11 protein-coding genes are annotated in these 12,086 nt (G+C 38.8%); 8 read left to right on the top strand and 3 right to left on the bottom strand.

Going from position 1 to position 12,086, the window contains the following annotated elements:
- Positions 1-17: 17 nt before the first annotated feature.
- A complete protein-coding gene (locus AC1M9I_RS05680) occupies positions 18-1,220 on the bottom strand; it encodes an iron-containing alcohol dehydrogenase (RefSeq protein ID WP_481610797.1) in 1,203 nt (400 codons plus the stop codon).
- Between the two features lie 161 nt (positions 1,221-1,381).
- Here AC1M9I_RS05680 and AC1M9I_RS05675 point away from each other — a divergent pair, with 161 nt between their 5' ends.
- Complete coding sequence (locus tag AC1M9I_RS05675) at positions 1,382-1,570, top strand: hypothetical protein (RefSeq protein ID WP_481610796.1); 189 nt, start codon at positions 1,382-1,384, stop codon at positions 1,568-1,570.
- On the top strand, positions 1,539-3,245 hold the full coding sequence (locus AC1M9I_RS05670; RefSeq protein ID WP_481594713.1) for an AMP-binding protein: 1,707 nt from the start codon (positions 1,539-1,541) through the stop codon (positions 3,243-3,245). Before AC1M9I_RS05675 ends, AC1M9I_RS05670 begins: the two co-directional genes overlap by 32 nt.
- Positions 3,246-3,288: 43 nt before the next feature.
- Here the strand turns inward: AC1M9I_RS05670 and fabR are convergent, their stop codons facing one another.
- Positions 3,289-3,969: an HTH-type transcriptional repressor FabR gene (gene fabR, locus AC1M9I_RS05665; RefSeq protein ID WP_092767102.1), complete on the bottom strand. Its 681-nt coding sequence runs from the start codon at positions 3,967-3,969 to the stop codon at positions 3,289-3,291.
- Positions 3,970-4,108: 139 nt separating this feature from the next.
- Between fabR and AC1M9I_RS05660 the strand changes: the two genes are divergently transcribed.
- Positions 4,109-5,179 (top strand): flavin reductase family protein, encoded by a 1,071-nt coding sequence (locus AC1M9I_RS05660; RefSeq protein WP_481590284.1) that lies wholly within the window; start codon positions 4,109-4,111, stop codon positions 5,177-5,179.
- A gap of 12 nt (positions 5,180-5,191) precedes the next feature.
- A complete protein-coding gene (locus AC1M9I_RS05655; RefSeq protein ID WP_035267144.1) occupies positions 5,192-6,286 on the top strand; it encodes a fatty acid desaturase family protein in 1,095 nt (364 codons plus the stop codon).
- A gap of 50 nt (positions 6,287-6,336) precedes the next feature.
- On the opposite strand, the gene AC1M9I_RS05650 is transcribed toward AC1M9I_RS05655, so the two are convergent.
- Positions 6,337-7,038 carry an SIMPL domain-containing protein gene (locus tag AC1M9I_RS05650; protein WP_092767100.1) on the bottom strand — a complete coding sequence of 234 codons (702 nt, stop codon included), beginning with the start codon at positions 7,036-7,038 and terminating at the stop codon, positions 6,337-6,339.
- A gap of 543 nt (positions 7,039-7,581) precedes the next feature.
- On the opposite strand from AC1M9I_RS05650, the gene AC1M9I_RS05645 reads away from it, so the two are divergent.
- From AC1M9I_RS05645 to AC1M9I_RS05630, 4 genes are all read left to right on the top strand, one after another.
- Positions 7,582-8,379 carry a fumarylacetoacetate hydrolase family protein gene (locus AC1M9I_RS05645; protein WP_035267140.1) on the top strand — a complete coding sequence of 266 codons (798 nt, stop codon included), beginning with the start codon at positions 7,582-7,584 and terminating at the stop codon, positions 8,377-8,379.
- 25 nt (positions 8,380-8,404) lie between these two features.
- Positions 8,405-9,301 carry an acetaldehyde dehydrogenase (acetylating) gene (locus AC1M9I_RS05640; protein WP_035267137.1) on the top strand — a complete coding sequence of 299 codons (897 nt, stop codon included), beginning with the start codon at positions 8,405-8,407 and terminating at the stop codon, positions 9,299-9,301.
- An 11-nt stretch (positions 9,302-9,312) separates the two neighbouring features.
- Positions 9,313-10,332: a 4-hydroxy-2-oxovalerate aldolase gene (gene dmpG, locus AC1M9I_RS05635; RefSeq protein ID WP_035267135.1), complete on the top strand. Its 1,020-nt coding sequence runs from the start codon at positions 9,313-9,315 to the stop codon at positions 10,330-10,332.
- A gap of 397 nt (positions 10,333-10,729) precedes the next feature.
- Positions 10,730-12,022 (top strand): OprD family outer membrane porin, encoded by a 1,293-nt coding sequence (locus AC1M9I_RS05630; RefSeq protein ID WP_481593471.1) that lies wholly within the window; start codon positions 10,730-10,732, stop codon positions 12,020-12,022.
- Positions 12,023-12,086: the final 64 nt, after the last annotated feature.

The raw sequence follows: 12,086 nt of genomic DNA, 5'->3' as shown, positions 1-12,086 counted from the left end.
TTCGTGCCTTATTGGCATTAAAGTCGATTTAAAATTTGCTCAGCATCTGAATAATTCATGTATTTTGGTACGGCATAAATTCCATGGGCTTCAGTAAAAGCAGATTTAATCATCTCTGGGAAATCTTGCTTTTTTAAATTCGGAATCTCAGTATTGATTTTCAAATCTTTAAGTAATTGCTTTACGCTTTGAATGAAAATATTTGCGGCTTGTTCATCCGAAGTGTGTGACGAGCTTAAACCAATTTTCTTCGCTGCTAGTGCTAAGCGTTTTTCTGATGCTTTATGATTAAATTCTAGAACATGAGGCAAGATAATAGCATTAGCGCGTCCGTGTGGGATTTGATATTGAGTCCCTAATTGATGCGCCAAAGCATGTACATAGCCAATTCCAGCACTATTCATTGCCAAACCAGCATAATGAGAACCGAGCGCCATTGCTTCACGTGCTGCAATATTCTGACCATCTTCAAATGCAGTTTTTAAATTTTCCATGATCAATTTCATGGCTGCACTGGCGTAATAATCTGATTGTTTGTTGGCGAATCCGCTTACCCACGATTCAATTGCATGAGTAAGGGCATCAATACCAGTGTCAGCAGTGATAGCAGGTGGCATGCCTTTCATGATGACGGGATCTAAAGCAGTTGCTAATGGAACGACTTTGGGATCAATAACTAAGCCTTTGATATGAGTTTCACTGTCTGAAATAACTGCGGCAATGGTAACTTCAGAACCTGTACCGGCGGTGGTCGGAATCACGAACAATGGATATGCAGGTTTACGGCTTTTTAAAATTCCAAAAAGTTGTTTAGGTGATTTATGGTTTGCGGCTGCGAGCGCTAATACTTTTGCTGTATCAATCGTCGAACCACCCCCTATACCCAATACGCTATCGCATCCGGTATTTTTAAACAGTGCTAGAGATTTTTCGACAATTTCACAAGTTGGATCAGGTTTTACATCAGAGAAAATAACAACTTCAATCCCATTGTGCTTTAATTGATCTTGAATGGGTTGTATGACACCTAATTTGACTAATACTGCATCAGTCACAATCATCACTTTTTTCATGCCGAGCTGAGCAATATTGCCACACAATTGCATTGATGAATCTTCACCCGCAAATACGAGAGGATGTGATACTGGGATTGCAAGGGTGAGGGCTTTGACAGCCATGAGTTGAGTTTTTGCACGTAAAATAGTGGCAATCTGAGCCATAATGATCAATCTCTATCCATGAGTTTGATTTAGTTATAGGATAATCATTGTCCAAGTACATTGGCGATAATCATCAACACATTGGTCTTAAATTACAATTTTATCAAAAATATAGCGCAATTAAACTGAGCAAAATAATGGTTGGATTTTGATCAGAATTCATGATAGAAAATAGAAAACAATTCGAAAATTTAAATCGTAAAGCTGTAGTTTTTACTCGGCAATCAGGAACTCAGGACGAGTTTAAAACGATTAAATCAGCTTTCGGTTATGAGTCATTACATAACAACAATGATGCGTTATTGGGAGTCATTACACATGGAAGTAAATCAGAACAACAACCAATTTGAGTTTTTACCGACTCATATTCACTATTTAATGTATTGGGAAAAGAAATCGCCAAACCAAGATTTCTTGGTTCAGCCTTTACCAAATGGTCAGGTGATTAAATACACTTGGGGAGAAGTGGCCAGTCAAGTCAAAAAAATGGCTGCTTATTTACAATCTTTGAATTTGCCTGGTCGTTCTCAGATTGCAATTTTTGGTAAAAATAGTGCGCATTGGATTATGGCAGATCTTGCAATTTGGATGGCAGGTCATGTGTCGGTTCCTTTATATACGACTCTCAATGGTGAAGGAACCAAATATGTTCTAGATCATAGTGAAACTAAGGCTTTGTTTATCGGTAAATTGGATGGTATTGGAGACAGTTGGAACGATGTGAAACAAATCATCCCTCAAGATATGCATTGTATTAAATTGCCATTGGCACCTGACTATAATGCGCCAACATGGGATGAAATCACTGCGAAAACAGCACCAACCAGTGAGCCTTATTTTCCAAACGAGGATGAGCTTGCGACAATTATTTATACCTCGGGCAGTACAGGTCTACCTAAGGGCGTTATGCAAAGTTATAAGACCTTGCTCTCACCTGCGAGTGAGCTGAAATCTACGTTTGGTGTTTCAGAAAAAGATCGTGCTTTATCTTACTTGCCGCTAGCTCATGTTGCAGAGCGTGTATTTATTCAATCATCCGTGATGATTTGTGGTTTTACCGTTTATTTTGCCAATTCATTAGATACATTTATTGAAGATCTTAATCGTGCAAAACCAACGATCTTCTTTTCTGTGCCACGTTTATGGACTAAATTTTATTTGGGGATTAATGAAAAAATTCCACTTAATGTACAAAACGTGTTGTTTAAAATCCCATTCTTGGGCAATAAGATTAAGCAAAAACTCTTGGCAAAATTGGGTTTGAATCATGTTCGTTATGCTTTAACGGGTTCTGCACCTTTACCCGTAGATATTATTAAATGGTATCGTAATTTGGGCTTAGAGTTGCTTGAAGTTTATGGAATGACAGAAAACTGTGGATACTCGCATATCACACGTATGGGTGAATATATGAGTGGATATGTCGGACATGTTCAAGCACGAGTAGACTGCAAGATTGATGAGAATGGTGAGATTTTAGTCAGAAGCCCAGGAACAATGTTGGGTTATTACAAGAACCCAGAAAAAACAGCTGAAGATTTGACTGAGGATGGTTATTTAAGAACAGGAGACATGGGTGAAATTGATGCGACTGGCCGTCTAAAAATTACTGGACGTGTAAAGGACATCTTTAAAACTCAGAAAGGTAAGTATGTGATGCCTGTACCAATTGAACAAAAGATTGGTAATAACCAAATGATTGAATCTGTCTGTGTTGGTGGTGCAAGCCATAAACAGCCGATCGGCTTTGTGATGTTGGCAGAAGAAATTCGCAATAAATTGCAACAAGATAATAAACGTGATGATATCGAAGCAAAATTAATTGAGTTGAAGAATGAAATTAATGAAAAGCTTGAGCCACATGAAAAAATTGCATTCTTTGTGGTCATTATGGATTTGTGGACGATGGATAACGATATGTTGACGCCGACTATGAAGATTAAGCGTAATAAAATTGAGGCGAAGTACGAAGCCCTTATTCCAACTTGGGTTGCTCAAAATAAAGAAGTTATTTGGGAAAAGTAATAAAAAAGCCCTTCAACTGAAGGGCTTTTTTTACACTCAGTATTTATTCTTTCAGATGACGTGCGCCTTCTAAAATCATTCGGATCATCGTCATCGTTTGTTCAGCTACAACTTTTCTTTCATCGTGTGGCATGTTGATTAATTTAGCACCCATAGTGAATACCAATTGAGTAATCGCTTTTGCAGCCAATTCTGGATGCTTGATTTTATGAGAGTTATTTTGCTCGAGACGAACAAGATCATCCATGAGTTCTTGCTGAAAGTAATTGAGCTGTTTTTCAACCGCCTCTTTATAAGAGGCAGAACCAGTATAACCTTCACGTAACAACAGGCTCAGATTACCTTCGTCAGCATCTAACTGTTCAATAAATACTTCAACTGAACTACGCACAATACTTGAATTGCGAACTGCTTTTAAGCGAGCTTGATGCAAGATTTGACGTAAAACAATACCTGAGCGATCAATCAATTCAATGGCAAGTTCGTCGATATCTTTAAAATGTCTATAAAAACTGTTTGGCGCAATTCCTGCTTCACGGGCAACTTCGCGCAAGCTTAAAGATGCGATGCTTTTTTGAGGTCCGATAAGGTTGAGAGCAGCTTGGAATAATTCTTCTTTCGTGATTGTGGCTTTTCTTCCGACTGTACGTGCAGTTGGATGCTCCAAAATGGATGCGGATTCACTGGCATGTAGAGGAGAAAGAGTAATCGTAGAGCTGCTCATAAATATCAGAAGTTTACAGTTAGAGTTGCATTATATCGCTCTGTGTCAGGATATGGAAATCAATAGATGATATACAAGTGTCTATACAAATATATATACATGTGTATAATAATTCTAAACCCACTGTGATGAGCCCATAATGCAAGCAGTTAAGCAACCTAAAAATTTGATTAGATCCGCAGTAAATGCTGTATTTGATCCGAATGCTGCCAATTTTTGGTTGCAAAAGATCGATCCAATTTGGTCGGTGAATCAATCATTAGGCAAAATTGTTGAACGTACACAAGTTGCAAATGATACGGTCAGCTTAAAAATTGCGGTTAATCGAAAATTTCAGTTTGGTGAAGCAGGGCAACATCATCCAGTTATTGTCACGACACGAGGTCGTTGTTTTGAACGTACCTATAGTTTGACCAAAATCGACACTCAACATGTATTGTTGACTGCTAAGAAAGTCGATCAGGGTGTAGTCAGTTCTTGGATTAACGATATTGCTGAGGTAGGCGATATTGTTGAGTTTGGTGCACCCTATGGAGATATGACACTTGGAAGTGTAAATACACCTCTATTAATGCTGGCCGCAGGGAGTGGTATTACTCCAATGTACAGCTTGATCAAGGCATTATTGCAGCAACAAAAAAAATTAGTTCAGCCAGTTAAATTGATGTACTGGGCAAAAAAAACAGAAGATTTAGCATTTCAAACAGAGTTGATTGCTTTGGCGAATCAACACTCAAATTTTAATGTTGAATTTTTTACCACTCAAGATGAAGTGGCTGATTCCCGTTTAGAAGATTCTCATTTAACTGCTATCGAATCCTTAGATCAATATACGGTTTATGCATGCGGTCCAGCAGGATTTGTGCAAGTTGCTGAACAACTAACTGATACTCGTGTTCATAAATTTAAAGGTGAAGCATTCAGTGTTGAACCATTCATTAGTGATGAAACTGGTTTTGTTCAGGTCACACTTACGAAATCAAATAAGGTCGTCACGATTCCAAAGGGACAATCAATACTTGCAAGTTTAGAGCAACAAAATATTCGCCCACAGCACGGTTGCCGCATGGGGGTATGTAATAAATGTGCATGCCATAAAGCGCAAGGTGCAACTAAAAACCTCGTCAATGGTGCAGAAAATACTGAGCCTGGAAATCTGCTCAAAATCTGTATCAATTCAGCTCAGTCTGATCTCACTATCGACCTATAAACGAGAATAATCATGAATATGCCAGTTCAAGCACAATATTTCAAAAACCCAAAAAATCGTGAACTCACTGATGCACAACTTGATGAACTCGCACGTGAACTTGATGCAATTAAGCAGGAAGTTCTTGATGATTTAGGTGAAAAAGACGAAAAGTATATTAAGCGAGTGTATGCAGCGATTCGCTACAGTTCAATCCTTGGACGTGCATGCTTATTTGCTGGCTGGTTTCCTCCAGCATGGCTTTTAGGCACAGGCTTGCTTGGTTTTGCCAAAATCATGGAAAACATGGAGTTGGGCCATAATGTGATGCATGGTCAATATGATTGGATGAACGACCCTAAATTTAAAGGGACAACTTACGAATGGGATATCGTCGGCACATCTGATGATTGGCGCCAAACCCACAACTACAAACACCATACCTATACCAATATTAAAGGTATGGATGATGATATTGGTTATGGAATTCTTCGTTTGTTCCCAGAGCAACGCTGGAAAAAAGGATATTTATTACAACCACTTTACAGTATTCCATTCTGTTTGTTATTCCAGTGGGGTGTAGCGATTCAGAACTTAGAAATTGGTAAGCGCTTAAAAGGGCGCATGACCAAAGAAGAATTTCAACAACGTTTGAACCCGATGAAAAAGAAAATGGGGAAACAGTTATTTAAAGATTATGTTTTCTTCCCACTCATTGCAGGTCCTGCAGCATTACCCGTTTTCACAGGTAATTTAGTCGCTAATGGTATTCGTAATATTTGGACATTCAGTATCATTTTCTGCGGTCACTTCACCAAAGATGTGGAAGTTTTTCCGAAGTCAGTTTTAGAAAATGAAAGCCGTGGCCATTGGTATATGCGTCAAATTCGTGGGTCTTCTAACCTGACAGGTTCTGAAGGATTCCATATTTTGACGGGGCATTTGAGTCATCAGATTGAGCATCATCTTTATCCAGATATTCCTGCTCGACGTTACCGTCAAATGGGGCCTAAAGTGAAAGCGGTGTGTGAAAAATACGGCTTGAATTACAATAATGCGAGTTTATTTAAACAATATGGTCAGGTTTTGGGACGTATTGTGAAATATGCCTTCCCATTTAAAAAGTAAGAAACAAAAAAAGCCACTTATTGAGTGGCTTTTTGAACTTTAATAGCGAACTATTTTAATTGAATTGATCCATTTGCATTGACTGTGATTGTTGATTCTCCAGCAGCCATATTTTGTGAGTCTGCAGCGGGTGCACTCTCTACAACCATTGCGGCACGTGCCATGGCTAATGGTCTTGGTGAATAATTATTGGTGTTCATATTCAAGTTAACCAAGTTATAGCTAGAACGATTCCAAGCTTTAGTGAGAACCTGAGCGCGCTGTTGGAAATTTTGCGTGGCTTCTGTCAATAACTCATTTTCAACCTGCTTTCGTTTTTCAGTGGAAACAGTGAAATTAATCGATTGTGTTTGAAAATCTTGTTGTAACTCGCTAATTAACTGGCTCGCTGCTTTAAAATCTTTGCTTTCAATATTCACTTCAGCGCGGCCGCGCCATTCCTTCAGTTTTGTTGAATTGTTGTTGTCATAGACAGGGTAAGTGGTCTGAGAACCCGTTTCGACCTTTACTTGGGGGTATTTTTTACTGATGCTGATGGCCTGATTCATCAATTGGGTCATTTGTGTTGAAAGTTGTGCAGGCTGCTTATTACTTTTTTCAATAAATAAAATGGCGTGCATTTCATCATTAGAGACTTGTTTAGAGGCATCTGCTTGAAGATTAATAATATTAGTTTTAGGTTCTGTGTCAGCAAGTACCGAAAAGCTAATGCCAGTAGCTAAGATCAATAGTGGCAGTTTTAATAATTTCATTGTTATCTCTGTATCTTCACCTGATGAATATTCTACAGAATATTCTAATCTTTTTTGATGGAGAGAAAATGTGATTATTTGGTGATGAGATAGTAGCAATTGTAATATTCAACACCGATTTTACGACTTAAGTCGCCTTAACAAAGTTTTTAAAATGAATTTTAATTGAATTGTAGTTGAACAATAAAAGAATATAACTTGTCTTTGGATTAGTGATTAATAATTTGTAATCCATAGATAATTCTATTATCAATGGTCTAATAAGTAGTATTAGAAATAGATTAAACATTCTGTATATTTAAATAATAAAATTTTAAAAACATGTAAAACAATAAGATAGAGTCTTCATTTGATAAATTATTTATAGTCTGAAACTATTGTCATAAAGAAAATAAGTATTGGCATATAGGTCAAGATTTTTCCATTCTAGCTATCATCAGAGATGCAGGTATCTCTCTAAAAGAATTTGTCCCTCAGAAGGTTGTTTTCAAGCAATTTTCCTAAGGTCAAATAGATCATCGAATGAAGTTGAAGGAAGTCTTGATGTCTAATTCTGCTGTAGTTGAATCAGTAGCACAAGCGTTACGAACTGCTGAATTATCACAAAGTGCAATCGCACCAATTCGCCCAACGTTGGGTGGTGAAGCTGCTGATGTAGATATCGCTTACGCTGTACAAGAAGTGAATACAGCGCGTGCCTTATCAGAAGGTCGTCGTTTAGTTGGACGTAAAATCGGTTTGACATCAAAAGTGGTTCAAGCACAACTCGGTGTAGATCAACCTGACTTCGGTATGCTGTTTGCAGACATGGCTTATGGTGATGGAGAGGCGATTCCTGCAGGTCTATTGATCCAACCTAAAGTAGAAGCGGAAATCGCTTTGGTGATCAATCAAGATTTAACGAAAGAAAAACACACTTATGCTGACATTATCAGCGCGACTGATTATGCACTTCCTGCTGTAGAGGTGGTGGATAGTCGAATTGAAAACTGGAAGATCAGTTTGATTGACACTGTCGCAGATAATGCATCTTCAGCTGCATTTGTATTGGGGTCACGTCCTGTAAAACTCGATAACCTTGATCTAGTGAATTGTAAAATGATCATGACACGTGGTGAAGAAGTCGTGTCTCAAGGTGTTGGTAAGGCTTGCTTAGCAAACCCTTTAAATGCAGCTGTCTGGCTTGCTGATGAAATGGTACGTCGTGGTCGTCCATTGTTAGCTGGTGACATTATTTTAACAGGTGCATTAGGCCCTATGGTTGTAGCAAACCCAGGTGATGAATTCAAAGTTGAGATTGAAGGCTTTGGTTCAGTGACTGCTGCTTTCGCTGCTGAATAAGTCGGAATTTTGAGAGAGTACGTTAATGAAAAAGATTAAATGTGCAATGATCGGACCAGGTAACATTGGTACTGATTTGCTTTACAAACTTCAACGTAGCGAATGGTTAGAGCCAGTTTGGATGGTGGGTATCGATCCTACTTCTGAAGGTCTTGCTCGTGCTGCGAAAATGGGTTTAAAAACCACTGCAGAAGGGGTTGATGGTCTTCTTCCTCACGTCATTGAAGATGATATTAAAATTGCTTTTGATGCAACGTCTGCATATGTACATGCTGAAAACAGCCGCAAGTTAAATGAACTTGGTGTACTGATGATTGACTTAACACCTGCTGCAATTGGTCCTTTCTGTGTTCCACCTGTGAACTTAGAAGCTTTACTTGCAGAAGGTGAAGTGCCTAACGTGAATATGGTAACGTGTGGTGGTCAGGCGACAATTCCTATGGTTGCAGCAGTTTCACGTGTTCAACCTGTTGAATATGGTGAGATCATCGCGACTGTGTCTACAAAATCTGTAGGTCCTGGTACACGTAAAAACATCGACGAATTCACACGTACAACTGCGGGTGCTATTGAGAAAGTTGGTGGTGCGAAAAAAGGTAAAGCGATCATCATCATTAACCCTGCTGAGCCACCACTTATGATGCGTGACACAGTACACTGTCTTGTTGAAGGTGAGCCAGATCAAGCTGCGATCACTGAATCAGTTCACGCGATGATTAAAGAAGTGCAAAAATATGTACCAGGTTACAAACTTGTAAATGGTCCAATTTTTGATGGTAACCGTGTTTCTATCTTCTTGGAAGTAGAAGGTTTGGGTGATTTCTTGCCGAAATATGCAGGTAACCTCGACATTATGACAGCTGCAGCTGCTCGTACAGCAGAAATGTTTGCTGAACACGTATTCAACAAAGAAGAAGCTTAAGGAGCAACCGCATGTCTAAGATTATTGTTCATGATATGACTTTACGTGATGGTATGCATCCGCAGCGCCATCAAACGACTGTTGAGCAAATGATTGCAATTTCAACAGCACTTGATGATGCAGGCGTACCTTTAATTGAAGTAACACACGGTGACGGTCTTGGTGGTTCATCAGTAAACTACGGTTTTGCTGCTGCGACTGACGAAGAATACTTATCTGCTGTTGTACCTCGTATGAAGAATGCAAAAGTTTCTGCATTACTTCTTCCTGGTATCGGTACAGTTGACCATCTAAAAATGGCGCATGAAATCGGTGTATCAACGATTCGTGTTGCAACTCACTGTACTGAAGCTGACTGTTCTGAACAGCACATCACCGCTGCGCGTAAATTAGAAATGGACACAGTGGGCTTCTTAATGTTGGCTCACATGGCAACTCCTGAGCGTCTTTTAGAAGAAGCGAAGAAGATGGTGTCTTACGGTGCAAACTGTATTTATGTGACTGACTCAGCAGGTTATATGCTTCCTCAAGATGTAATCGATCGCGTTGGTCACTTACGTCAACACTTGGACCCAAGCATTGAGTTAGGTTTCCACGGTCACCACAACTTAGGTATGGGTGTATCAAATACTGTTGCTGCGGTTGAAGCAGGTGCAGTACGTGTAGACTTGGCGTCTGCAGGTCTTGGTGCTGGTGCAGGTAACACGCCACTTGAATTGTTTATTGCTGTTGCTAACCGTATGGGTATGGACACTGGCGTTGACTTGTTCAAAGTACAAGACGTTGCTGAAGATCTCGTGATTCCAATGATGCACAACCCAATTCGTGCAGACCGTGATGCGGCAACTTTGGGTTATGCGGGTGTTTACTCTTCATTCCTATTGTTTGCTAAACGTGCTGAAGCGAAATATGGCGTATCTGCGCGTGAAATCTTAATGGAGCTTGGTCGCCGTGGTACTGTTGGTGGTCAGGAAGACATGATTGAAGATCTAGCTTTGACTATGGCTAAAGCAAAAGAACTTAACGCATAATTTAAAAGTGATTTGAAAAAGCACTCTTAGGAGTGCTTTTTTTATGAATTTAGAAAAGATACATATAAAAAAACAATTGCGTGAGATGTTTGGGTGCTTATATTGGGTGATTTGGTGTAGAGCGTATCGTAATTGTTAAACTTAAAAACGATTAAATAAAATGGCAAAATGTTTCTGGGTTAATTTGTAAGATATTAAAATATAATAAATTATCCATCGTAAAAGTTAATTTGCTTAGTTACTGAGCTATTATTAATTGTTTATAACAATGAGAGTTTTTAAAGTATTGTTTTTCATCGGAAAAGTCTAAATTTTTTTTAGACTCTAGTCTGATTTCTTCAGAGTGCACAATTTAGCAATATGCTCATCAACGCTGATTTGAGTATAGGATGAAGCCATGCGTCATCAAAAATTATGGCTAGCAATGATTGCTGCAACAACTCTAGGGACAACTGCTGCTCACGCGAATTTTGTGGCTGATTCAAATGTTCAGCTTAAATTTAAAAATTTCTATTTAGAACGTAATTACGATACAGCACCAAATCTAGATTATGGTAACTGGACGCAAGCAATCACTTTAGATGCTAAATCGGGTTATCACGATATTGGTGCAGGCATTCAAGTTGGTGCAGATCTCTTGGCTCAATATGCAATTGGATTGAAATCGCGTGATTCTGTAAATGACATTCATATGCCATATGATAACAGTCAAGGTCGTACAGAACGCGATAATGCTAAATTCGGTGCGACTTTAAAAGTTAAAGTTTCTGAAACTGAACTTAAAGTAGGTGATTTATTGCCGATGTCACCAGTTATTTTCTTCGATCCATCACGCCAATTATTAACTACTTATAGTGGTGCATGGTTAGAGTCGAAAGATATTCAGGATACTAAATTAACCTTAGCTTATATTGATGGTATTAATGCGCGTTACGATAATCAGTATCAAGATTTGACCTTATTCCCAAACAATGATTTTGCGAAGGCAGAAGCTCAAGGTCTCACAACTGATGATGGAATGTATATTGTTGGTGTTGATCACCAGTTTACATCAAAGATTGGTGGTAGTTATTGGTTCGCTGATTTAACTGACATCTTCAAGCAACATTATGTTGCTGCAAGCTATAAAACTAAACTTGATGAAAAAACGAATTTAGATGCACATATTCGTTACTTCGATAACAGTGAAACTGGCGATAAACTTTTTGGTGAAATTGATAGCCAAGCAATTTCTATGGGGGCGAAAGTCAACCATGGTATGCATACTGTTCAATTGGGTTATCAAGAGATGTTTGGCGAGCATGGAGATAAAGCGACACTATTCCCAACATTGGGTGGTTGGGTGCCACAACCTTATTTAGATAACTGGTCGGTCGCGAGTTTTATCCGTAAGGATGAGAAATCTTGGAGCGTAGGTTATACCTATAATTTTAAAGAAATGGGTGTACCAGGATTATCTGCAACTGTACGTCATTTCCAAGGTTGGAATATTGATACGGCAACACCAGGTCGAGGTCGCGAGAATGAAAATAACATCATCGTGAACTATGTTGTGCCAGAAGGTAAGTATAAAGGTCTTGGTTTCAACTATATGTTCATTGATACTAATTATAACAACATCAATGTTCCAGGTACCTTGAGTGATTTAGAAGAGCATCGTGTGGCGTTAAGTTATAGTTATAAATTCTAAAATGAAATTGATCTCGATATGATGAGCAAGGATCATATCGAGATCTTATCAAGTCATATTCAGA

The organism is Acinetobacter sp. ANC_7553 (genome assembly GCF_056779895.1).
The sequence above is the reverse complement of the archived record's forward strand: the minus strand, read 5'-3'. Positions and strand labels throughout refer to the sequence as shown.